This window comes from Myxococcus sp. AB025B, assembly GCF_006518215.1.
GTDB lineage: Bacteria > Myxococcota > Myxococcia > Myxococcales > Myxococcaceae > Myxococcus > Myxococcus fulvus.
The window spans coordinates 17,552-40,789 of sequence record NZ_SRLW01000056.1; the positions used below are offsets into that span (position 1 = coordinate 17,552).

At 71.0% G+C, this 23,238-nt stretch carries 20 protein-coding genes and 1 tRNA gene; 12 read left to right on the plus strand and 9 right to left on the minus strand.

Annotated elements, in window-relative coordinates; genetic code table 11:
* The first annotated feature begins 12 nt into the window (after positions 1-12).
* From iscU to FL311_RS12035, 6 genes are all read left to right on the plus strand, one after another.
* A complete protein-coding gene (iscU, locus tag FL311_RS12010; protein WP_015351027.1) occupies positions 13-414 on the plus strand; it encodes a Fe-S cluster assembly scaffold IscU in 402 nt (133 codons plus the stop codon).
* Positions 415-460: 46 nt separating this feature from the next.
* Entirely contained in the window at positions 461-862 is a 402-nt protein-coding gene (locus tag FL311_RS12015) for an iron-sulfur cluster assembly accessory protein (protein WP_141325174.1), read from the plus strand.
* Positions 863-977: 115 nt separating this feature from the next.
* Entirely contained in the window at positions 978-1,526 is a 549-nt protein-coding gene (gene hscB, locus FL311_RS12020; protein WP_141325175.1) for a Fe-S protein assembly co-chaperone HscB, read from the plus strand.
* The gene (gene hscA, locus FL311_RS12025) at positions 1,523-3,367 is read left to right on the plus strand and encodes a Fe-S protein assembly chaperone HscA (RefSeq protein WP_141325176.1); all 1,845 of its coding nucleotides are present in this window, start codon (positions 1,523-1,525) and stop codon (positions 3,365-3,367) included. The genes hscB and hscA overlap by 4 nt, the downstream gene beginning before the upstream one ends.
* A 1-nt stretch (position 3,368) precedes the next feature.
* Positions 3,369-3,746, plus strand: coding sequence for a 2Fe-2S iron-sulfur cluster-binding protein (locus FL311_RS12030; protein ID WP_046715064.1), 378 nt, complete (start codon positions 3,369-3,371; stop codon positions 3,744-3,746).
* A gap of 93 nt (positions 3,747-3,839) precedes the next feature.
* Positions 3,840-3,923: transfer RNA gene (locus FL311_RS12035), tRNA-Leu, on the plus strand.
* Between the two features lie 75 nt (positions 3,924-3,998).
* Here the strand turns inward: FL311_RS12035 and FL311_RS12040 are convergent.
* A complete protein-coding gene (locus FL311_RS12040; RefSeq protein WP_141325177.1) occupies positions 3,999-5,114 on the minus strand; it encodes a lysylphosphatidylglycerol synthase transmembrane domain-containing protein in 1,116 nt (371 codons plus the stop codon).
* Entirely contained in the window at positions 5,111-6,658 is a 1,548-nt protein-coding gene (locus FL311_RS12045; RefSeq protein WP_141325188.1) for an alkaline phosphatase family protein, read from the minus strand. The genes FL311_RS12040 and FL311_RS12045 overlap by 4 nt, the downstream gene beginning before the upstream one ends.
* A 182-nt stretch (positions 6,659-6,840) precedes the next feature.
* On the opposite strand from FL311_RS12045, the gene FL311_RS12050 reads away from it, so the two are divergent.
* Complete coding sequence (locus FL311_RS12050) at positions 6,841-8,013, plus strand: BamA/TamA family outer membrane protein (protein WP_141325178.1); 1,173 nt, start codon at positions 6,841-6,843, stop codon at positions 8,011-8,013.
* Between the two features lie 199 nt (positions 8,014-8,212).
* Positions 8,213-8,620, plus strand: a complete 408-nt coding sequence (locus tag FL311_RS12055; protein ID WP_228556829.1) for a hypothetical protein — start codon at positions 8,213-8,215, stop codon at positions 8,618-8,620.
* 28 nt (positions 8,621-8,648) lie between these two features.
* Here FL311_RS12055 and FL311_RS12060 read toward each other — a convergent pair whose 3' ends face one another.
* Genes FL311_RS12060 through fni form a run of 5 tightly spaced genes read right to left on the minus strand, consistent with a single transcriptional unit; the run spans position 8,649 to position 14,092 of the window.
* Positions 8,649-9,728 carry a mevalonate kinase gene (locus tag FL311_RS12060; protein WP_141325179.1) on the minus strand — a complete coding sequence of 360 codons (1,080 nt, stop codon included), beginning with the start codon at positions 9,726-9,728 and terminating at the stop codon, positions 8,649-8,651.
* Positions 9,728-10,717, minus strand: coding sequence for a diphosphomevalonate decarboxylase (gene mvaD / locus FL311_RS12065; protein WP_141325180.1), 990 nt, complete (start codon positions 10,715-10,717; stop codon positions 9,728-9,730). The genes FL311_RS12060 and mvaD overlap by 1 nt, the downstream gene beginning before the upstream one ends.
* Before the next feature lie 8 nt (positions 10,718-10,725).
* Positions 10,726-11,658 carry a mevalonate kinase gene (gene mvk / locus FL311_RS12070; RefSeq protein ID WP_141325181.1) on the minus strand — a complete coding sequence of 311 codons (933 nt, stop codon included), beginning with the start codon at positions 11,656-11,658 and terminating at the stop codon, positions 10,726-10,728.
* A gap of 7 nt (positions 11,659-11,665) precedes the next feature.
* Positions 11,666-12,997 carry a hydroxymethylglutaryl-CoA reductase, degradative gene (locus FL311_RS12075; protein WP_141325182.1) on the minus strand — a complete coding sequence of 444 codons (1,332 nt, stop codon included), beginning with the start codon at positions 12,995-12,997 and terminating at the stop codon, positions 11,666-11,668.
* A 36-nt stretch (positions 12,998-13,033) separates the two neighbouring features.
* Positions 13,034-14,092 carry a type 2 isopentenyl-diphosphate Delta-isomerase gene (gene fni / locus FL311_RS12080; protein WP_141325183.1) on the minus strand — a complete coding sequence of 353 codons (1,059 nt, stop codon included), beginning with the start codon at positions 14,090-14,092 and terminating at the stop codon, positions 13,034-13,036.
* A 158-nt stretch (positions 14,093-14,250) separates the two neighbouring features.
* On the opposite strand from fni, the gene FL311_RS12085 reads away from it, so the two are divergent.
* Positions 14,251-14,661 (plus strand): hypothetical protein, encoded by a 411-nt coding sequence (locus FL311_RS12085; protein ID WP_194869172.1) that lies wholly within the window; start codon positions 14,251-14,253, stop codon positions 14,659-14,661.
* A gap of 50 nt (positions 14,662-14,711) precedes the next feature.
* On the opposite strand, the gene FL311_RS12090 is transcribed toward FL311_RS12085, so the two are convergent.
* The gene (locus FL311_RS12090; RefSeq protein ID WP_141325190.1) at positions 14,712-17,123 is read right to left on the minus strand and encodes a TonB-dependent receptor; all 2,412 of its coding nucleotides are present in this window, start codon (positions 17,121-17,123) and stop codon (positions 14,712-14,714) included.
* A gap of 307 nt (positions 17,124-17,430) precedes the next feature.
* Positions 17,431-18,897 (minus strand): hypothetical protein, encoded by a 1,467-nt coding sequence (locus FL311_RS12095; RefSeq protein WP_141325184.1) that lies wholly within the window; start codon positions 18,895-18,897, stop codon positions 17,431-17,433.
* 142 nt (positions 18,898-19,039) lie between these two features.
* Between FL311_RS12095 and FL311_RS12100 the strand changes: the two genes are divergently transcribed.
* The 3 genes from FL311_RS12100 to FL311_RS12110 form a co-directional block, all read left to right on the plus strand.
* Positions 19,040-20,263, plus strand: a complete 1,224-nt coding sequence (locus FL311_RS12100) for an imelysin family protein (RefSeq protein ID WP_141325185.1) — start codon at positions 19,040-19,042, stop codon at positions 20,261-20,263.
* Positions 20,256-21,680 (plus strand): HTTM domain-containing protein, encoded by a 1,425-nt coding sequence (locus FL311_RS12105; protein WP_141325186.1) that lies wholly within the window; start codon positions 20,256-20,258, stop codon positions 21,678-21,680. The genes FL311_RS12100 and FL311_RS12105 overlap by 8 nt, the downstream gene beginning before the upstream one ends.
* A gap of 657 nt (positions 21,681-22,337) precedes the next feature.
* Positions 22,338-23,238 (plus strand): zinc metalloprotease HtpX (locus FL311_RS12110; RefSeq protein WP_141325187.1); only part of this gene is annotated, 901 nt, incomplete at its 3' end.

Here is a 23,238-nt window from a genome sequence, read left to right on the forward strand (position 1 = left end):
GAAGGAGTTGGCATGGCTTACAGCGACAAGGTCATCGACCACTACGAGAACCCCCGCAACGTCGGGACGATGGACAAGGAAGACCCGAACGTCGGCACGGGTCTGGTCGGCGCGCCCGCGTGCGGCGACGTGATGCGCCTGCAGCTGAAGATCTCGGACGACGGCCTCATCGAGGACGCGCGGTTCAAGACCTTCGGCTGTGGCTCCGCCATCGCGTCCTCGTCGCTCGTCACCGAGTGGGTGAAGGGCAAGACGGTGGACCAGGCGATGACCATCTCCAACAAGGACGTGGCCCGGGAGCTCGCGCTGCCGCCGGTGAAGATCCACTGCTCGGTCCTCGCCGAGGACGCCATCAAGGCGGCCATCGAGGACTTCAAGAAGAAGCGCGCCGCGCGCAAGGCCCAGGCATCTTGAGTCCTGGGAGCACGGTGCTCTCGACATGACTCCAGGAGGTGAACCCATGAGCGAACAGGCGACCCAGCAGATGACGCCCGGCCCGGTGGCCAACGCGGCGCCCGTGGCCAAGGCCGCCCCCAAGGGCATCGTCGTGGCGGACAGCGCCGTGGCGCGGCTCAAGGAGCTCCTGGAGCAGCGCCAGACGCCCGAGGCCGGCCTGCGGCTGGCCGTGAAGGGCGGCGGGTGCTCGGGCCTCCAGTACTCCATGGAGTGGTCCGAGAAGGCCCGCGAGCGCGACAAGATCTTCGAGAAGGACGGCGTGCGCGTCTTCGTGGACCCGAAGAGCTACCTGTACCTCATCGGCACGGAGCTGGTGTTCGAGCAGACGCTCATGGCCTCCGGCTTCAAGCTCAACAACCCCAACATCAAGGCCGCGTGCGGCTGCGGAGAGAGCTTCTCCGTCTGACGTGGCGACAGCCCTCGTCCCTCGCCTCGCGCGGGGGACCTTCAGTCACGCGGGGTCCGGCCAGCCGCCGGGCCCCTTTCGTTTATCCGCCGCCCAACCGCATGGAGCACACCGAGTGAGGACCCACTTCGACGTCTTCGGGCTGCCGCGCGCCTATGACGTGGACGTGCCGGCGCTGGAGAAGCAGTACCGCGAGCTGTCGCTCCAGTTGCATCCGGACCGCGTGGCCCAGGCCGACGCGCGCGAGCGCCTCAAGGCCCTGGAGGGCACCACCGCCCTCAACGAGGCCTTCAAGGCGCTCAAGGACCCGGTGCGCCGCGCCTTCTACCTGCTCAAGCTCCACGGCGTGGACCTGGACCGCGAGGACGCGGGCGCGCAGAAGGACATGCCCCTGGAGTTCCTGGAAGAGGTCATGGAGCTGCGCGAGGCGCTCGACGCCGCGATGGAGAAGAAGGACCTGGCGCGGGTGCAGGCCATGGGCACCCAGGTGGAGGGGCGGCGCAAGGCGGCGCTCGACGAGGCGGCCGGTGCCCTGCGCGCCCTGGAGGGTGACGGTGACCCGCAGGCCCCGGTGAGAAAGGCGTCGCATGCCCTGGGTCGGGTGCGCTACTTCACGCGCTTTCTCGAGCAGGTGGAAGCGTTCGAGGAGGAGAGTCTGTCGTGAGCAAGAACGGCTACCTGCAGATCCATGATCCGCTCAAGCCCAAGGGCCAGGCGGTGGGCATCGACCTGGGCACCACCCACTCGCTGGTGGCGGCGGTGACGCAGGGCAAGCCCCGCTGCGTCCCGGTGGACGAGGGGGACTCGCTGCTGCTCCCCTCCGTGGTGCACTACGGCCAGGACGGCGGCGTGGTGGTGGGCGTCCGGGCGCGCGCGCTCGCGGCCTCGCACCCCACGGACACCATCGCGTCGGTGAAGCGCTTCATGGGCCGAGGCCCCGAGGACGCCGAGACGCGCAAGCTGGGTCACTACAAGTTCGCCCCCGGCGCCAAGGTGGTCCGCTTCGACGTGTCGGGCGGCAACCCGGTGACGCCCATCGAGGTCTCCGGCGAAATCCTGCGTGCGCTGAAGCGCCGCGCCGAGGCGCAGTTCTCCAGCAAGGTGGAGCAGGCCGTCATCACCGTGCCGGCGTACTTCGACGACGCCCAGCGCCAGGCCACCAAGGACGCGGGCAGGCTCGCGGGCCTGGAGGTGCTGCGCCTGCTCAACGAGCCCACCGCCGCCGCGCTCGCGTACGGTCTGGACAAGGGCAGCCAGGGCACCTTCGCCGTCTACGACCTGGGCGGCGGCACCTTCGACATCTCCATCCTCAAGCTGGTGGACGGCGTCTTCGAGGTGAAGTCCACCGGCGGCGACTCGGCCCTGGGCGGCGACGACTTCGACCGGGCCATCGCCACGAAGGTGTTCGAGGCGCTCGGAATCACCGAGCCCTCCCCTGCCCTGGTCGCCGAGGCGCTCGCGTCCTCGCGCAAGGCCAAGGAGGCCCTCACCGACGCTGCCGAGGCCACCGTCACGGTGGAGGGCCGGACGCACGCGGTGAAGCGCGCGGACTTCGACGCGTGGATTCAGCCCCTGGTGGCGAAGACGGGCATCGTGTGCCGCCGGGCCCTGAAGGACGCGGGCGTGGCGGCGGGCGAGCTGGACGGCGTCATCCTGGTGGGCGGCTCCACCCGCGTGCCGGCGGTGCGCCGGTTCGTGGCGGAGATGTTCGGCCGCGAGCCCTTGGGCGACATCGACCCGGACCAGGTGGTGGCGCTGGGCGCCGCGGTGCAGGCGGACCTGCTCACCAACGCGGACCGCCAGGACGAGGTGCTGCTCTTGGACGTGATTCCGCTGTCGCTCGGGCTCGAGACGATGGGCGGAATCACGGAGAAGCTCATCCTGCGCAACTCCACCATCCCCACCGCGGCGGCGCAGGTGTTCACCACGTTCAAGGACGCACAGACGGGCCTGGACGTGCACGTGGTGCAGGGCGAGCGGGAGCTGGTGGAGGACAACCGCAGCCTCGCGCGCTTCACGCTCTCCGGCATCCCCCCGCTCGCCGCCGGCATGGCGCGCGTGGAGGTGCGCTTCCAGGTGGACGCCGACGGCATCCTCTCCGTCTCCGCGAAGGAGCAGAGCACGGGCGCCACCCAGTCCATCACCGTCAAGCCGAGCCACGGCCTCACCGAGGATGAAATCGAGCGGATGCTGCTCGACTCCATCGAGTACGCCGAGGACGACATCCAGGCCCGGCAGCTGCGCGAGCAGCGCGTGGACGCCGAGCGCGTGCTGGCCGAGGCGGACCGCCAGTTGGGCGAGCACGCCTCGCTGCTCCAGGACGGCGAGAAGGCCACCATCGACGCGGCCATCGCCCACGTGCGAGAGGTGGCCCAGGGCAACGACTACCTGAAGCTCAAGGAGGCCGTGCACGCCCTGGACGAGACATCCCGGCCCTTCATCGAGCGGGTGATGAACAAGGCCATCACCCAGGTCGTGGCTGGCCACTCGGTGGAGGAGTACTGACGTGCCCAAGGTCACCTTCAAGAGCCCGCTGGCCGAGGTCAGCGTGGACGTCCCCCCCGGGACCATCCTCTTGGACGCCGCCGAACAGTCGGGGGCCCAGGTGGGCCACAGCTGTGGCGGGGTCTGCGGCTGCTCCACCTGTCACATCTGGGTCCGCAAGGGCCTGGACTCGCTCAGCGAGCAATCGGACGCGGAGGCGGACCGGTTGGACATGGGGTTCGACGTGCGTCCGTACTCCCGGTTGAGCTGCCAGACGGAGGTCAGCCAGGAGGACGTGGTGGTCGAAATCACCGAGGAGTCCCTCACGGCCTTCATGGACGAGAACCCGGTCATCCGCCGGGCCCTGGAGGCCGAGGGGAAATGGCCGCTGAAGAAGTGAGGTTGTTACGTAGTTCTTGACGAGCCGGGGCAGGACACCTATATGTCCGCCCCATCGCAGCGACGCCACGGCGCCGAGGCGGTGAAGCCACCTGCCCAGGTGGTGGAATTGGTAGACACACTAGATTCAGGGTCTAGCGCCTGCAAGGGCATGGAGGTTCGAGTCCTCTCCTGGGCACAAAGTCGATAAGGGGTCCCGGTTTCAAGCCGGGGCCCCTTTTCGCTTTTCAGGGCTCCGCGCTCCGCGCCCGGCTCACTGCGGCGCTGGCTCCACCGCTTCATGTGCCACGTGCTGCGCGGCCTCGCGCGCCAGGCTGCCGCCCTTCCGCAGGTCGCGGATTCGAATCTTCCGGACGTAGACGGAGACGGCGCCCACGCCGGCCTGGCTGAACACCGTGCCCAGGTGGGTGAGCGTGGCGAAGGCCGCCGCGTCCTCGGGGGTGGCGCCCAGGCTGCGGGCCGCCCAGCTGGTGACGAAGTAGTAGATCCCCATGCCCGCCGGCACGCCTGGGAGCGCCTGCCCCAGGGAGATGGCGCCCAGCACCACCGCGCCCGCGAAGAGGCCGCCGGAGATGCCGATGCCGTGGAGCGCCAGTCCATAGGCCAGCGCCGACGCGAGCACCGGGCCCACCGAGTAGAAGAGCACCTTGCCCATGCCGATGAAGGAGCGCGCGGAGCCCAGCCCGTCGCTGACGTGGTGGAGGAAGCCCTCCAACCTCGGGAAGCGGTGGCGCCGGTGCAGCGCGTTCGCCAGCGGGAGCGACCAGTGGGCCAGCAGCACCACGAGCGCGACGAGCCCCACGCACAGGGACACCGCCACCTTGAGCTGCCCCTGGAAGCGCGTGAGGGTGGAGCCGAAGGGGCCCAGCAGCGACAGCGTCACCAGCATCATCAGCGCGGCGAACTCCATCAGCTTGCCGACGGCGACGGTGCCCAGGCAGCGCAGGAACGGAATGCGCTCGGTGCGCGACAGCAGGAACGAGCGGAGGATGTCGCCCAGCTTCCCCGGCAGCGCGTTGTGGACGAAGGCGCCGATGGCCACCAGGTGGTAGCGCTCGCGGAAGGGCACGCGCTTGCGCAGGGTGCTCTGCCACTGCACCGCGCGCAGCGGGATGATGGAGCCCTGCAGCATCACGAAGGGGGCCAGCCACACCAGGTGCCCGGGCAAATCCCGCAGGAAGTCGTCCAGCGGGAAGCGCGGCTGGAGCAGTGGGCCGGGGCCCTTCGGGTTCCAGTGGAAGAAGGCCGTGGAGAGCAGGACGACGGACAGCACCAGCCCCACCACGCCGAGCAGCACCTTGGGCAGGCTCAGGCCCCGCGCGGACGGCCTGGGCCACGCGCCCTTCGAGCGACGCGATGGGCTCTTCATTGCACCCACCTCAAGCGAGGCGCTTGCCGCACGTAGACCTCCGCGAGCCGGTCATGCAGTTGGGCGCAGTGCCCCAGTCCGGACAGGTCCACCGGCGCGTGCGCGGGCCAGCACACCAGGCTGTTGGCCTCCGTGCGCGTCAGGCCCCCGTGCGAGCCGAACTCCCACGCGAAGCCCACCGTGCCGCCTCGGCGCACCGCCTCTCCGAAGACGACCAGGTCTCCCGCCGTCTTCATCGCCGGCAGCCCTCGCAGGAAGTCCGCCACCGCGCGGCGGCTGAACTCGGGTGACAGCGGCGCGCGCTCCACCTCGTCCGGGCCGTACACGCCGCCGCGAATCACCGCCACCGCGGAGTGACCTCGTCTCAGCGCGACGATGCCGAGGTCCTCGCTGCGCGTGGCGCGCGCCAGCACCTCCGGATGTCGCGCGAGCAGCGCGCGAGCCTCCAGCGGCTCTCGCGCACCAGAGAGATAGACGTGCGCGAAGTTGCCGCACTCGACGATGACGGGCGCGAAGGGCGCGCTCGGCACCGGGTCCTGAAGAGGACGACCGTCGCGCAGTCCGCGAATCACGTCCTCGGACAGCTCGCCAGGCGCTCCCTCGAGGAGCAGCGACTCCAGCCGTCGCCCCTGGCGCTGCTCCAACGGAAGGGCGTCCACGTGGCCGTGGTCCGACAGGATGATGACGTCGTAGGGGCGCTCCACCGATTGGGACATCGCGTAGAGGTCCTCCAGGTACGCATCCACGCGGTACAGCTCGGACAGCGCCAGCGTTGAGCGAGGCCCCCGGCGGTGCGCCACCTCGTCGTAGTTGCCGAACACCAGGTAGATGGCGGGCACGCCGCGCACCATGTCCACCAGCGCCTTGGTGTACGCGAAGCTCCAGCCCAGCCGCTGCAACAACACGCGGCTGACGAGGAAGGACTGCTCGTGCCGCCAGTCGTGCAGCGCGTGGACCCAGTGGGCCACCTCGCGCGCCGAGCACCACGTGTCCATGCCGAACGCGCCGAGGAAGTCCCAGAGGCCCCGCGTGCGTCCCGCCGACAGGCCCATCATCTCGTACGAGAACGCGCGCGACATCTGCTTGAAGCTCGCCAGCGTGCTCATGCTGAGCGCGTTCTGGGCGCCCGCGCGGAACAGCGAGAAGTAGCCGTGGCCGCCTCCGTCCAACAGGCTCTCGCGCCCCTGGCCCCGCAGGCGCTCGTCGATGACGTGTGCGTCCGTGGGCGTGCTCATCCGCACCTGTCGCCCCAGCTCCCTGTCGAACCAGGAATATGCGGGCAGGTTCGGATTCCGCAGGCCGTACAGGAGCCCCGCCTGGAAGTACGGCGTGGAGGTGGGCGCGCCCCAGAAGGCGTCATCCAATTGAAACGTGCCGGAGCGGATGAGTCGTGAGACGAACGGGAGCTTGCCGGCGACAATCGCCTCGTCCAGCAGGGCCTTGGGTACGCCGTCGAGGTGGATGAGCAGCAGATTCCTGCGCCGATGCGCCACTGCGGGCGGAACTTTCGTTCCAATCCGCCGCGCGAGCCCATGGGCCCACATCCAGGACGCCAGAGTAATCACACCACTCACGTTGACGCCTCCCCTCCCTCACCCGTCAGAATGAGCACTCGGGGGGACGGCCGCCTTCAGTCGAAGGCAGCCCTCCTGGAAAGCAGGCGGGCAGGTAGCGCCGTCCTTCTGTCGGGATGGTTCCGACTCAGAGAGACGTCACCACGGTCCCCATGCTCCTTCCCGCTGTCCTCCTCGTCGTGCTCGGCGCCGCTCCGGTGAAGTCGCCTTCCCGTCCGGCACCCGGGCTGCCGCAAACGAAGGCGGACTCCGGCTCGGACATCATCGCCCTGCCGATGATGACGTTCAGCTCGGACCACGGCATCAGCTACGGCGCCGTCGGTGGCTTCTACCTGTACGGCCCCGGCAAGACGCCGTACGCGCACGGCATCGGCGCGCAGGTGCTCTTCAGCAGCCGCGGCGTGCAGAGCCACTACGTGCGCTACGACGGCCCCCGGCTCATCGGCCCGCTGCGCCTGGAGGCCGGCCTGGAGTACAGGCGCGAGCTGAAGAGCCCCTTCTTCGGCGCGGGCAACCTCTCGGCGCCCGACTTCCGGGGCGACCTGGACAGCGAGCGCTACACCTTCGACAAGGGCGCGCCGGGCGGCTGGTTCCGGCTGCGCGGGCGGCCCTTCGGTCCCACGCATCCGCTCCAGTCCTACGTGGGCTATGCGCTGCGCTACACCAGCGTGGACACGTACGACGAGTCGATGCTCCACCAGCAGCGTCCGCTGGGCATCGAGGGCGGCATGACGGGGCAGCTGCTCGTGGGCGCGCTGTGGGACACGCGCGACGACGAGACGGACCCGCTGGAGGGCGGCGTGGAGGAGCTCGCCCTGCGCGTCTCCGGAATGGCCACCGGCAGCCGCTACCAGTACGCGGGCATCACCTTGAGTGAGCGGCGCTACCTCAAGCTGTCGTCACGGCTGACGCTGGCGCAGCGGCTGACGTTGGACATGCTCTTCGGCGAGGTGCCGTTCTTCGAGTGGAGCAACACCGGCGGCGTCAACGTGTCGGAGGGCATCGGCGGGATGAGCAGCGTGCGCGGCATCGAGCGCAACCGCTTCTCCGGCAACGTCAAGGCCTTCAGCAACACGGAGCTGCGCTACCACGCCGCCAACCTCCAGGTGTTCGGCAAGAGCATGAAGGTGGGCGCGGTGATGTTCCTGGACCTGGGCCGCGTGTGGCACCCGGGCGTGCCCGACGGCAAGTGGCACGAGTGGCACCCGGGCATCGGCGGAGGCCTGCGCCTCATGCGCCGCGCCGCCGTGGTCCGCATGGACTACGCGCGCTCCACCGAGACGGGACGCCAGCGCGTCTACATCACCTTCGGCCACATGTTCTGACGCCTGCTCGCCATGACGCCGCGCGCTGTCATCAACGCTGCGAGTCAAGCACTCCGTGCGGCATGACAGAACCATGACAAAGGCATGGAGTCGTCATGGACCTTCCGACACCACCCCCGCTGTAGGTTGGCTGCAATCGCTGACCTGCAACGGGGTTTCTTCCATGCGTGTCATCTCCCCTGGCCTCCTCGTGGCGGCCGTGACGGAACTCTCCTTGTCGCGGAGCGCGAAGCTGGTCCGGCTCAAGGACGTCATCGCCTGGTGTGAGTGGAACGGCGTCGACTACGAGGGGACGGGCGGCAAGCAACAGGCGCTGTGGGACGCGGACCGTGACGAGGCCCAGGGCCAGCACCGGCTGCTGAAGTTCAAGAGCGGTGAGTGCAAGCAGTCACGCGCGGGCTGGGCGCTCATCGCCCACGGCGAGAAGGCGCGCGAGGCCGCCTCCCAGCTGGGCTGGCGGGAGCAGCTGTGGGACGGCGAGAAGTGGGACTGGCTCGGCGGCAACGCCCCCGTGGTGGCCCGGCGCCCCAACGCCCGGCGCGCTCGCGCGAGCAACGAGCCCACGCAGGAGCTCCTCGACGAGGGGCCGCGCCTCTCGGTCGGCTGATGCATGAGAGGCCCACCGGGGCCCCGCTTCAGACGAGCGCGTCCACCCAGGCCCGCAGGCGCGCGTCCAGGTGCGCCTCGCCGCGGACGCCGGGCTCCGGCTCCAGCAGCAGCGTGTGGAAGCCACGGGACTCCAGGCCCTCGCACAGCTCGGCGCGGGCCGCCACGTCCGGCGCGAAGAGGATGCAGCCGTCGCCTCCGCCCGCGCCCGACAGCTTCCCGACACCACCGTAGGCCGCCGCCAGCGACAGCACGCGGCGCATGCCTTCCGTCTCCAGCGGGCCCAGCTCCAACAGCAGCGCGTGCTGGGCCTTCACCGCCTCGGAGAACGCCCGGAAGTCCCAGCCGGCGAGCCCGTCCTCCACCGCCTGCCCCACCGCGTCCGAGCGCGCGACGAAGGCCTGACGACCCAGTTCCTCCAGCCGCGCCTCCACCTGACCGATGAGCACCCGCGTGGAGGCGCTCTCGCCCGTGAAGGCATACGCCATGGGCACCCGGGGCGGAGGCAGCCGCCAGACGTCGACGGACGCGGACTCCGTCATGGCCGCGCTCAGCCGGCCGTGGTTGCTCGCCTCCACCAGCGCCGCCACGTCGTAGCGCCGGTAGCGCAGCACGCCGCCCGCGAAGCTCGTCGCCACGTCCCCGCCGCTGCCCTTGCCGCCCTGCCCCTGCGTGTGCGCCAGCAGCGCCAGCTTCAGCGCGTCGTAGCGCTCGTCCAGCACCCAGCGCGCGCCCTCTGACGCCAGCACCGTGGCGCAGGCGCTGCCGCCCATGCCCAGCTTCTGGCCGTTGGGCCCCACCGCCGAGGGCGCCACCGCGAAGTCGAAGCCCTGGCTCGCCCGGCCGTGCGCGCGCAGCGCCTCGTCCAGCGTGCGCGCCACGAAGGAGAAGCCCGCGGGCACGTCGCGCTCCCAGCGGACCCCGCGCGGCGTCATGCTCCCGGCGAGCGTCCCCTCCTCCAGGCAGACGTGCACGCGTGCGTCCTCGCGCCGCCGCACGTAGGCGTGCGTGCGGGGCGCCACCGCCACCAGCCGCGCCACCCCACCCCACAGCACCGCGTACTCGCCGGAGACGAACAGCTTGCCCGGAGCCGAGAGCGCGCGCTCCATCAGAAGAGGTGCTCCGACTTCAGCGTCGCGTCACCACCGGGCACGCAGCGAATCACGTCCAGCGCGCCGCACGCGCGGGCCAGCGCCTCCGCCGCCACCTCGTTCGCCGCGTCCGTCAGCAGCACCGGGTTGGGGCCCGCGTCCAGCGTGAACCAGACGGGCACGCCCTTCTTGCGGTGCTCGCGCAGGTGATGGATGAGCCCCACCGTGGCCGCGTTCAGGTAGCAGAGCGGCGGGTCGGCCGCGAGCGACGTGGAATGCATCCGCCACGCGTTGCGCTCACACATCTCGCCCAGCGCCTGCAAGTCCCGACGGGCGATGTACTCGCGCGCGCGGGGCACCTCCGCCTCCGCGTCCTTCACCCAGGCCGCATAGTAGGGGCTGGTCTCCACCGCCTGCTTCATCCCGTCGCGCGACTTCACGTCCTTCTCGCCACGGTCCAGGATGGCCACCACCATGCGCAGCTCCGGCCAGTGCGCGGCGTCGAAGCGCTGCACCGCGAAGCTGTCGTCGCCGTCCGGGCGCTCACCGCGCTGCCACTCGCAGAAGCCGCCCTGCACGCTGCGGCACGCCGAGCCGCTGCCCAGCCGGGCCAGGATGCTCTCCGCCTTCGTGTCCCGGGGCAGGCCCGCCGCCGCGCGCCCCGCCACCGCCAGCGCCGCGAAGCCCGCCGCGCTGCTGGCCAGGCCCGCCGCCATGGGGAAGTCGCCGCGCGAGACCACCTTCGCAGGGCCCAGGGACTTGTCGCCGGCCTGCGCGCGCACGGACTCCAACAGGCGCAGCACCCGCTCGCGCTCGCTGCCCTTGGCGACGTGGCCGTTGAGCTCCACCGCGTCCGTGGGGACGCCGAACTCCACCGTCGTCGTCACCGACAGCGGGGAGAGCGTCAGCGACAGGCTGGACTGGTGCGGCAGGATGAGGGCGTCGTCCCGCTTCCCCCAGTACTTCACCAGGGCGATGTTGGGATGCGCCAGGACAGTGGCTTTCATGCGGACACCTAGGTCGCTCGCGGACCCGCGAGCTGGCTGCTGAAGCAGCGCACGCCGAGCCGGGTGAGCTGGTCCACCGCGGGCTCGGGTTCGAGGAACAGACCGACCACGGCCCCGCCGTCCCCACCGGCTCCGGTGAGCTTGGCGCCCAGCGCTCCCAGGCCCCGCAGTCGGTACACCATCTCTTCCAATGCCGGCGAGGACAGGCCCAGCGCCGCCAAGAGGCCCTGGTTGACGTTCATCGCGTCGCCCAGGCCCTCCAGGTCACCGGCCTCCACCGCCCGCGCGCCCTCCGACGCCAGCTTCCCCATCTGCGCGAAGAGGCGCTGGTAGCGCTCGGGCCAGCGCGCCTGCCGCTCGCGCAGCGCCCCGACGGTCTTCTTCGTGGGGCTGCGCTCACCGGCCAGCGCCACCACCACGCGCAAGGGACGCGGACTGTCCACCACCTTGCCGCGCCCCACGTCGGAGGAGCCCGGCGCGCGGCGGTACAAGAGCAGCTGCTCCTGGGCGCTGGTGGTGTGGTCCACGCCCGAGGGCGTGCCGTGGAACTCCTGCTCCATCTCCCACGCCAGGCGTCCGGCCTCCTTGGGCGTGGGCTCCCGGCCCGCGGCACAGAGCAACATGCGCGCGCAGGCGACGGACACCGCTGCGGAGCTGCCGAGCCCCGCCGACAGGGGCAGCTCCGGGTCCAACGACACCTTCACGGGAGGCTCGCCCACCAGCCTCGCCGCGCGCAGGAAGGCGCCGGTGAGCTGGGCGCGCTGGGCGCGGCTCATCGTGGCGGGAAGCGTCAGCTGACACTTCCGGGCCGGCACGCCCCGCGCCTTCACCCCCTGCGACAGCGGCCCCGCGAGCGCGGGGTGGCCGTACACCACGCTGTGCTCGCCCAGCAGGATGACCTTGCCGGCGCCGAACGTGGACAGTGGGGGCGAGGTGGCCACGGGCGCGCTAGACGGTGGTACCGGTGGTGGCGGCCTTGGCGTCCTCGGCGGACAGGCTGGCGAGGATCTCCCGGGCCTTCTCCACCTTCACGTGGCCCGCCTTCACCAACAGGTCCGCCAGCTTCTCCACCCAGTCGCCGCGCGCGCCGGCCGTCACCGCCACGCACCTGGCATGCAGCGCCATGTGGCCCTTCTGGATGCCGATGCTGCCCAGCGCCCGGAGCGCCGCGAAGTTCTGCGCCAGCCCCACCGCCGCGAACACCATGGACAGCTCGCGCACGCCCGAGGCGCGCAAGAGCTTGAGCGCCATCTGCACGCCGGGGTGCACCTTGATGGGGCCGCCCACCATGCCCAGCGCCATGGGCAGCTCGATGCGGCCCACCAGGTGCCCCTCCTCCAGGTACCAGGTGGACAGCGGCCGGTACTGGCCGTTGCGGCAGGCGAAGGCGTGCGCGCCCGCTTCGATGGCGCGCCAGTCCTGCCCCGTGGCGATGGCCACCGCGTCGATGCCGTTCATCACGCCCTTGTTGTGCGTGGCCGCGCGGTACGGGTCGGCCTCCGCGAAGCGGCTGGCCTGGGCGATGCCCTCGGCGATGATCTCCCCCGGCATCTCGAAGTCCGCCAACGCCGCCAGCGGGATGCGGCACGTGGCGCGCGCCAGCCGCCGGTCCGCCAGGTTGGAGAGGATGCGCAGGTACACCTTGCCGCCGGTGAGCTGCTCGACGAGCGGAGCCACGCCCTCCGCCACGGTGTTGATGAGGTTGGCCCCCATCGCCTCCTGCGTGTCGATGAGGATGTGGACCACGAGCAGCGGCTCGCCCCTGGGGCCCTCGGGCGCCGGGAGGATGCGCACCTCCACGTCCCGGGCTCCGCCGCCGCGCGCCACCATGGCCGGGTGGAAGCTGTTGGCCAGCGCCAGCAGCTGCTCCTTGTGCGCCAGAATCTTCTCGGCGGCCTCCGTCGGGTCGCCGAAGCGCGTCACCTGGATCTGGCCGATCATCATCGACTCGTCCGCCTCGGCGCTGAAGCCACCGTTCTCGCGGACGATCTTCGACGCGAAGGACACGGCCGCCACGACGGACGGCTCCTCCACCGCCATGGGCACCAGGTAGTCGCGCCCGTTCACCTGGAGGTTGAGCCCCAGGCCCAGCGGCAGGGAGAAGGTCCCCACCGCGTTCTCGATCATCTGATTGGCCAGCACCGGCTGGAGCGCCTCGGTCCCACGGAGCTGCTCCAGGTCCCCGGGCGACAGCCGGAACATGCGGGCGAGCGTCGCGAGGCGCTCGTCCATCGGCAGCTTGTGGAACCCGGATAGCCGGGACGTCACCGTCTCAGACATGATGAGTCTTCCCTCTTCCTGCGTTGGCGGTCCCCACTACAGCGCCGCCATCCAGTCCTTCAATACACCGGTCACCACCCGCGGCCGCTGCCTCAGCTCAGTGCAGCTTCTGCTTCCGGTGAGCACGAGCGCCTGACGCAGCCCCGTCAGGATGACCTCCAGCGCCTGCTCGGCCGCCGCCACCCCGCCCGCCTGATGCGCCCGGAACAAGGGCAGGGCCATGCCCGCCACGTCCGCCCCCAGCGCCAGCACCTTCGCCACCTCCAACCCCGTGCGGATGCCTCCGCTCCCCACCAGCCGCACGTCCGGGCCCACGGCCCCGCGGACGGTGGCCACCGCCGCCGCCGTGGGGATGCCCCACGCGCTGAATTCCGCGCCCACCTGGGCTTGTACGCCCGTGGCCCGAAGTTGTTCCACCCGGACCCAGGACGTGCCGCCCAGCCCGGACACGTCGAGGTTGCGCACCCCCAACTCCACCAGGCGCCGCGCCACCTCCGGGCCGATGCCGCACCCGGTCTCCTTGACCAGCAGCCGCTCGCCCAGGGCGTTCACCAGCGACTCCACCACCGCGTAGCCGCCGCGGAAGTCCCGGTCGCCCTCGGGCTGGGTCAGCTCCTGCCCGGCGTTGAGGTGCAGGGCGATGCCGTCCGCGCCGATGCCGTCCATCAGTCGCCGCACGCCGTCCACGCCCAGCCGCACCGCCTGGTACAGGCCGATGTTGCCCAGGAGCGCCACCGTGGGCGCCACCTGCCGCACCTGGAACGAGGCCGCCCGCGTCGCGTCCTCCGACATGGCCCGCTGGCTCCCCACGCCGAAGGCCAGCCCGTGGCGCTCGGCCACCAGGGCCAGGTCGCGATTGACCACCCCCGCGCGCTCGGTGCCGCCCGTCATGCCGGTGACGAGCAGCGGGTGGCGCAGCCGCTTGCCCAGGAACGGCGTGGACAGGTCCACGTCCTCCACGGACATCTCCGGCATGGCGCAGTGGACCAGGTGGACCAGGTCCAGCAGGGTGCTGTTCTGACCGGGCTCCACGTCACCGGTGGCGCACAGGTCGAGGTGAGCGTCCTTGCGCCGCGCTGTGATGTCCTCGACCATTTGGTGTGGGTCCGTCCCGGGTGCCCGACAAGGCGGAGGTGTGCGGAAGGCCCGAGTTACCTAGCAAGCGCCGGGGGAGGGGTGCAAGCCAAAGGGCCGAGCGGTCCAAGAGGGCATGCCCATGGACGAAATCCAGTACGGGACAGTATGAGGCCCGCATGAGCGCCCCCGCCTCGCCCAAGGTGGTCGTCTTCCTTCACAGTGGAGACTACGACCGCGTGCACCAGGGCCTGTCCATCGCGGCGGCGGCCACGGCGGCGGGACGGCGCGCGGAGGTCTATCTCTTCTGGTGGGCGCTCGAGCGCTTCCTGAAGGACGCGCTGGACGAGCCGGACTTCGCGGGCCGCGAGGACGTGGCGGACCGCTTCGAGTCCCGGGGCATGCCCACGCTGCGCGCGCTGCTGGAGCACCTGACGGACTCAGGGCTGTGCACGCTCGCGGGCTGCACCGGCTCGCTCGGGGCGCTGGGCGGCGAGGCGCTCACCGGCGACAGCCGCATCCCGCTCTGGCTGGGCTGGAGCGCCATCCTCCAGCGCACCGCCGGGGTGACGGACCGCTTCTACCTCTAGGCCCACGCCGCCCCGGGAGTCACGGCCCGGGGCGGGGGCCCGAGCGGGCCTCAGTGGGTGAGCTTGAAGCCCAGGATGACGGTGCGCGGCGCGTTGGGGCGCGCGCCGTAGGGCCGGCGGGAGGCGATCTCCACCGTGTCGAGGATGTTGCGCGCGCTCAGGTAGAGCTGCCCCCAGCGCGAGAAGTTCCAGTTCGCGTTGACGTCGAACGTCAGCAGCGAGTCCGTCAGCTCCCCGGGAGGGGCCTCGCCCTGCCCCGCCTTCTCTCGCATCGTGTCGATGTAGAGGGCGCTCACGGCCACGCCGCCCAGCCGACCCTCGACGCCGACGGACGCGGAGAGCTGGTGCCGGGGGACGTACGGCAGCTCGTCGCCGGCCTTCACGTTGCCGAACTGCGGGTCGGCGGACTGGAAGTCCTCGAGCAGCTCCGTGCGCGTGAAGGTGTACGACGCGGTGACGGGGAACGTCAGGCCGCCGCCGGGACGGAAGACCTTCTCCGCGAAGACCTCCAGGCCGTAGATGTGGGCGCGGCCCGCGTCCGTCTGGCGGTCCAGGTCGTCGTCCACGCAGCCGCTGGAGAAGGTGCAGATGGCGGTGAGGTTCGAGTAGTCGTTGAAGAAGCCCAGCACCTCGAGGCGCTCGCCGCGGCGGGTCCACCGCGCGCCCGTCTCGTAGTTGATGCTCCGCTCCGCGCCCACCGAGTCCGGCTGGCCGGGCGCCGGCGGCGAGAAGCCCCGGTACGCGCCGGCGAAGAGGCCCAGGTTCGGCGTCAGCGCGCCGAACGCGCCCATGCCGGGCATCAGCACCTCGAGCGCGCCGTTCGTGTCCTCGCCGGTGAGCCGGTCGTACGAGCGGGAGCGGATGACCTCCAGGCGCACGCCGGGCGTGAGCACGAGCGGGCCCCAGGCGATGGCGTCCGTCACGTGCAGCGCGAGCGCGTGCGTGGCGTCCTTGTTGTTCGCGGTGGTGGACGTGGCGGTGTGGGTGGCGACCAGCTCGCCGCCGGCCATGCGGAACGCGTCCTCGGTGTGCAGCCGGTCGATGCTGTCGAAGTGGAAGCGGGCGCCGAACTCCAGGTTGTGGCTCAGCGGCCCCGTGGTGGTGGTCCACCGCGCGACGCTCTGGACACCCTGGGACACGAAGGTCCGGTCATTGGGGCCGATGAAGAGCAGCTCCTGCGAGGACGAGCTGTCGAGCTGACCGGTGAGCACGCCGTAGTAGATGGAGTTGCGCGCGCTGGTCGGGTCCGCGAGCACGGTGGCGATGGCGGCGCCGCCCAGGCGGTTGAGCTTCCGCCAGGCGCGCGTGAGGTCGTGGCGGTAGGCCGTCGTGGTGATGGCCAGCGAGCCCGCCTCCAGCACGTGGCTGACGGCCACCTGCGTGCGGTGCCACTCCATCCGGTCCAGCGCGCTGGAGGCATAGCGGCGCAGCGGGTTGGCGCGGAAGTCCTCGTCGGACAGGCCCAGATAGGTCTCGTTGGAGACCTCGTCGGAGTAGCCCAGCTTGAGGTTCAGGCTCTGGCGCACCTCGCCGTCGGGCACCAGCCAGTAGCGGCCCTTGGCCATCCACTCGTTGCGGCGAAAGCCCGTGGTGCCGCCGCCGTCCAGCTCCTTGAAGCCGTTGCTGCGCAGGTGCAGCCCCTCCAGGAGGAAGCCCGCGCGCTCGGTGCTCGCGCCGAAGACGCCGTGCGCCTTGCCGTACAGGTAGCCGCCGCCGGCGATGTCCAGCCACGCGGACTCCGAGGCGGGGATGTCGCGGGTGATGAACTCCACGGAGCCCGCCACCGTCTGCGGCCCCTGCTGGATGGCCGAGGGGCCCTTGAGCACGCGCACCGACTGCATGCGCGTGACGAGCGGGAAGAAGTAGGCCGCGGGCGCGCTGTAGGGCGCCGGGCCGAAGAGCACGCCGTCCTCCAGCAGCGTCACCTTCTTGCTGCGGTCCGGGTTGACGCCGCGCAGGCCCACGTTCGGCCGCAGCCCGTAGCCATCCTCGCCGCGCGCGTAGACGCCCGGCACCGTCATCAGGACCATGCTCGGGTCATCGCGCTTGAAGCGCTCCAGCTGGGACGGCTTGAGGACATGCACCGAGCCGCTGGTGCGCGTCTCCGACGTCCCCACCACCACGCTCTCGAACTTGCGCTGCCCGGGCTCGGGCGTCAGGTCCGGAGGCGCGGGGGGCACCTCGCCCGAGGCCTGCGTCGGGGCGTCCCCCGGAAGCCCGGGCGCGGGGTCGGACAGCGGCGCTCCCGCAGCCTCGCCGGAGGCGTCACCCGCCGCCGCCGGCGGGGCTCCGGCCGGGGCCGCGTCTGGAGCGACGGCGCCCTGCTCGGCGGCGGTGCGCGTCGCGGCTTCAGCCGGCGCGGCGGCGCCCTGCTCGGCGGACTGCGTCGCGGCCTCGGCCGGCGCGGCGGAGCCCTGCTCGGAGGAGGGCTGGACCGGTGCCGCCCCTGTCGAGGGGGACATCTGCCCGGTGGCGGCCGGCGCCCTGCCGGGGGGCGCAGCCACGGAAGCGTCCGTCGGAGCGGGGGCACCCTCCGCGCCCGACGCCTGTTGCGCGTGCCCGGCCGCGGGGGCCGCGACGATTCCCACCAGGAGCACCGGGGCCGCCCAGCCTCGTGCCCGCCTCAACCTGTCCTTGAGCCATGCCATCTGCGAAGTACGCCTCTATCCCGGTGCTGCGGTGGCACTGTGTCAGACGCCAGGAGCCGGGGCGAGCGGGTCCGGACATGGACCCACCTCCCCGGCTCCGGGACTGACCACTCCTACGTGACTACTTCTCGACCGTGGCCGCCACGACGATCTTGCCGTCGGACTGGACCACGATGCCGCGCACCGCCTCCTCCGTCTTGCCGACGGAGAAGTTGTGCTTCACGACGCCGCCCGTGCCGAACGACGTGTCCAGCACGCCGGCCGTCGTGTAGCGCGCCACCGCCAGGCGGTTGTCGCCGCCCTCGGTGACGAAGCCCGCCGCGTAGATGCGGTTGGTCGAGTCGAAGGCCACCGACCAGAACCGGTCGTTCTCCGTCTCGGAGATGGGCGCGGCGATCGCGATGTCCGCGCCCGGGTTCGCGCCCACCGGGAGGATGACGAGCACCGCGTCGTCATCGTTGTCGCCGCCCGCGCGGTAGCCCGCCGCGGCCACCCAGTTGCCGTCCCGCGACTTCGCCACGCCGAAGAACGCCTGCTCCGGGCGCTCGAAATCGTACAGCTTGTAGCCGTCCGTGCCGAGCTGCGTGGTGGGCACGCCGTTCTTGTCGGTGATGTGGATGAGGCCCTGGATCTTCTGCGCCGCCGGCGTCGCGCTGCCCACCGTCACCACGCGGTCGTCGTCGAGGACCACCAGGTTGCGGCCGCGGTCGTTGTCGCCCACCAGGTCCAGCAGCACGACGCCGCCGGTGCCGAACGTCAGGTCGCGCTCGCCATTCGGCTTGTACTTGAAGTTCACCATGTCCACCGTGCCGGTGGACGCGCTGCGGCCGTAGCCCGTGGTGACGTAGCTGCCGTCGGACAGCTGGCCGGCCGTGTACGCCTCGGCCATGCCCCACTCGGGGTTCGTCTCGCTCACCCGACCGAACGGCGCGTCGTTGACCACGCCCTTCCAGCCGAAGCTGTTGTCCGGCTTGCCCGTGTCGTCCAGGCGCAGCAGGACGATGCGGTTGGCCGCCTGGGTGCCCACGCCCGTCGGCTGGCTGGTGTAGCCCGAGGCGAGGATCTTCCCGTCCGCCTGGACGATGCCGTTGCGCGCGCCGTCGCTCAGGTTGGAGATGTTCAGCGTGTGCACGCCCTCGGTCGCGAACGTGGTGTCGCGCGCACCGTTGGCCGTGAAGCGCACCACCACGCGGTCCGCGTCCACGCGGTCACCGTCACCGCGGCGAGCACCGAAGACCACCAGCCGGTCCGTCGCATCCGCCGCCACGCCCCACACGGAGTCCCGCGCGCCGCCCGGCACCACCGTGGTCAGGTCCAGCCGCGTCGTGCCGCCCGCGCCGAACGTCGTGTCCACCGTGCCGTCCGCGTTGAAGCGCATCAGGCCGATGTCGCTGTCGAGCACCGCCGTGCCGGGGCCCGCGTCGGGCGTGCCGGAGTCAGGCGTGCCAGCGTCAGGCGTGCCGGAATCCGGGGTCTGCTGCTGGGGCTGCTTCTCGTCGTCGTCACCGCACGCGCTGCTGAAAACGGCCAACGCCGCCGTGAGGAATGCTACGCCGACGAACTTTCGCTGCTCACTGCTTCGCTTCATGGTGGCCCCGCTCCCGGGTGATGATAATAAGCCGTAACCTGCTAACGATAATCGTTCTCAAAATCGGATGCGGCTCCTAGCCCAAGGCTTCACTGAGTGTCAAGGCAAGAGCCGCGAACCCGACCGAGACAAGCGAGAATCCATGTCTTTCCCCTCCATTTCCCCCCCTCGCGCGCGGAGCACGCGCGCGCTGCTTCTCATCACCGCCCTGGCGACGCTTGGGGGCTGCAAGGAGTCCGAGCGCGGCAAGGACGACGCGGGGCCTGGTGGTCCGGACACGTCCCGGGGGGCGCTCCTGAAGGCCACGGGAGTGTGCGTGGAGCGCACGGCGCGCGAGTTCCACACGACGAGCACCGCGCTGTCGCAGGCGGTGTCCGCGTGGGCGGCGCAGCCGGACGCGGCGAGCCTGGCGCAGGCGAAGGCGGCCTACCACGCGGCGATGGATGCGTGGCAGGTGGCGGAGGTGATGCAGGTGGGCCCGGCGGCGCCGCGCAGCGCGGCGGGTGGAGCGGAGCTTCGTGACAACATCTACTCGTGGCCGCTGGTGAGCCGGTGCGCCATCGAGGAGCAGCTCGTCTCCAAGGGCTATGAGGCCCCGGGCTTCCCGACGTCACTGGTGAGCCGGCGCGGGCTGTACGCGCTGGAGTACCTGATGTTCTACGCGGGCGAGGACACGGTGTGCCAGGGCACCTCGCCCATCGTCGCGCAGGGGACGTGGGCGGCGCTGTCCACGGAGGAGCGGGCCTCGCGCAAGCGCGCGTACGCCGCCGTGGTGGCGCGCGAGGTGGACCTGAAGGCCGCGCAGCTGGTGAAGGCGTGGGCGGCGGACCAGGACAACTTCGCCAACACGCTGGCGACGGCGGGCTCCGGCAACGCGGTGTTCCCCACGAGCCAGGCGGCGCTCAACTCCATCAGCGACGCGATGTTCTACTTCGAGCGCGAGGGCAAGGACCTGAAGCTGGCGCGGCCCCTGGGCATGCGCGAGTGCTCCACGGACACGTGCCCGGAGCACCTCGAGTCCCAGTTCGCGCACCGCTCGAAGGCGAACCTGCGCGCCAACGTGAAGGGCTTCCGGCTGCTCGCGGAGGGCTGCGAGGAGGGCTACCAGGGCACGGGCTTCGACGACGTGCTGAAGGCCGCGGGCGCGGAGGCGCTGGCGCAGAAGCTGGTCGAGCGCGTGGTGGCCGCGGAGGCCGCGCTCTCCGCCATCGAGGAGGACGACCTGCACCAGGCCCTGGCGCAGGACAAGGCGTCGGTGCGCGCGCTGCATGACGCCTTCAAGGGCGTCACGGACGTGCTGAAGACGGAGCTCGTCACGGTGCTGGACCTGGAGCTGCCGCAGTCCGTCGAAGGGGACAATGACTGAGCAGGCTCGGGGGGCCGCGCGGCTCTGGAGCTGGCTGTTGGCGCCGCGGGACATCGCGGCGCTGGTGGCGTTCCGCGTGGCGCTTGGCGCGCTCATCACCGTCTCGTCGGTGCGCTTCCTGGCCTACGGCTGGGTGGACGTGCTCTTCACGGGGCCGCGCTACCACTTCACCTATTGGGGCTTCGGCTGGGTGCGGGCGCTGCCCGCGCCGTGGATGCAGGCGCTGTTCGCGGGGCTGGCGGTGCTCGGGGTGCTGCTGTCGGCGGGGCTGTTCTACCGGGCCACGACGGTGCTGTTGTTCGTCGCGTTCTCGTACGTGCAGCTCGTCGACGTCAGCAACTACCTCAACCACTACTACCTGGTGAGCCTGTTGCTGGGGCTGCTCGTCTTCGTGCCCGCGCACCGCGCCTTCTCGCTCGATGCGTGGCGCAGGCCCGTGCTGCGGAGTGACACGCTGCCGGCGTGGTGCACGTACCTGCTGCGCTTCCAGGTCACCGTCGTCTACGTGTTCGCGGGGCTGGCGAAGCTCACGTCCGACTGGCTCGTGCACGCGCAGCCGCTCAACATCTGGCTGTCCGCGCGGACGAGCCTCCCGCTCGTGGGCCCGTTCCTGGATGAGCGCTGGGTGGCGTACACGGCGGCGTGGGCCGGCTTCCTGTTCGACACGACCATCGTCGCCTTCCTGCTGTCGCGCAGGCTGCGGCCCTTCGCGTACGTGGTGGTGGTGGGCTTCCACGCGGCGACGTCGGTGCTGTTCCCCATCGGGATGTTCCCCTTCATCATGGTGACGGCGGCGCTCGTCTTCTTCGACGCGTCGTGGCCTCGTCGCATCGCGGCGCGGGTGCGCGCGTGGCGTCGAGGGACTGTGGCTCCAGTGTCCGTGCCCGCCCTCCCCGTCCCTGTTCAGCCCGTGACGCGGCTCGCGTGGGCGGGGCTCGCGGTGGCCGTGGTGTACGGCGTGCTCCAGGTCGCGATGCCGCTGCGCACGCACCTGTATGGCGGCAACGTGCTGTGGCACGAGCAGGGCATGCGCTTCTCCTGGCGGGTGATGGCGCGGGAGAAGAACGGCAGCGCGACGTTCGTGGTGACCTCGCCCTCCACCGGGCGTGAGTGGCACGTGCCGCCCAGCGACTACCTCACGCGGCTGCAGGAGCGCGAGATGTCCGTGCAGCCGGACCTCATCCTCCAGCTCGCGCGGCACATCGCTCGCGACTTCGAGGCGCGGGGGTTGGGGCCCGTCGAGGTGCGCGCCGACGTGCGCGTGTCGTTGAACGGGCGCGCGGCGCAGCTGCTCGTGGACCCGGACGTGGACCTGACGCGCGTGGAGGATGGGCTCGCCGCGAAGCCGTGGATCCTCCCGGCGCCCGAGACGCCTCCCGTGAAGCTGCGCCCCACGTGGCGCGCGCAGGTGCATTGAGTCACACGCGACGATGGCCGCGGCACCGCGGGACACGTCTCGCGCGTGCCGCGGGTCAGTCGGCCTCTACATCAGGTCGTGCGTGCGCTGGTTGCGTGTCGGCGAGGGGGACGTGCTTGGACTGAGCATCGGCACGTGCGCGAGCGATGCGGCTGCACATTGTGCTCCGGCAATGCGTCAGCACATGACGCGTGCTTGGGCGATACGCAGGCGCGTGACACCTGCACGGCAGAGCATCGGCACAGGATGCATGCCCACGCGCTGCGCACGCGCGCGGTGCGCACTCGGGCGATGCGCCGACTCGTCGTGCATGTTCGAGACATGCGTGAACGTCCAAATGTTGTTGTTCGGTCTCCGACCCTACACGGGAGCCCCGCTCTCTCGTCCTGGAGCGAGCGAAGCCGCGCAGCGGTCACCCTCCCGTCTTTCAAACAGACACCCGAGTGAAACGTCGGCGCCTGTCGCGCATCGCGCTCACGGTGCCGATACATGCACACAGGCGCCTGCTCGCCAGCCCGCCAACGGACAGTCCGACCGTCGACGCGGAGCGGCCGCAAGCCCCTGGATTCACGGGCCTCTTCACGGGCTTTCATTGACGAGCCAGCGCCCCTGTTTACGTTTCTGAAGCCCCTGAGCGGGGGAAAGGAACGAGACGACATGGCTTTCACCGACACCCACGAAACTTCCCGGAACGGCGGCGGACGTCCGGCGCTGCACGGCGGCGGTGGGTGGCACCGCCTGGGCAACGCGCTCAAGACGACGGTGCTGCTCGCGGGCCTCACCGCGCTGGTGCTCGTCATCGGCCAGCGGCTGGGCGGCGCCCAGGGACTCATGTTCGCCGGCTTCTTCGCCGTGGTGATGAACTTCGGCTCGTACTGGTTCAGCGACAAGATCGCCCTGGCCATCCATGGCGCCCAGCCGCTGCCCTACGAGCAGGCCCCCTGGCTCCACCATATGGTGGAGCGGCTGTCCGCCCGCGCGGGCATGCCCAAGCCGAAGGTCTACATCCTGCCCACGCGCGCGCCCAACGCGTTCGCCACCGGCCGCAGCCCCAAGCACGCCGCCGTCGCGGTGACGGCCGGCATCATGGAGATCCTCGACCAGCGCGAGCTGGAGGGCGTGCTCGCCCATGAAATCGGTCACGTGAGAAACCGCGACACGCTCATCGGCACGGTGGCGGCCACGCTCGCCGGTATCATCAGCTACGCGGCGCAGATGCTCTTCTGGTTCGGCGGCTCCATGCTCGGCCGGAGCGATGACGAGGAGGGCGGCGGTATCGCTGGCGCCTTCGCCAACCTGGGCCTGCTGCTGGTGGCGCCCATCGCCGCCACGCTGCTGCAGCTCGCCGTCAGCCGCTCGCGCGAGTACGGCGCGGACGCCACCGGCGCCGAGCTGAGCGGGGACCCCGATGCCCTCGCGGACGCCCTGCTCAAGATGGAGCGCGGCGCGCAGATGATGCCGTACGACAGGGCGCCGGCGACGTCGCACCTGTTCATCGTCAACCCGCTGCACAAGGGCGGCGTCATGGCGCTGTTCTCCACCCACCCGCTCGGGGATG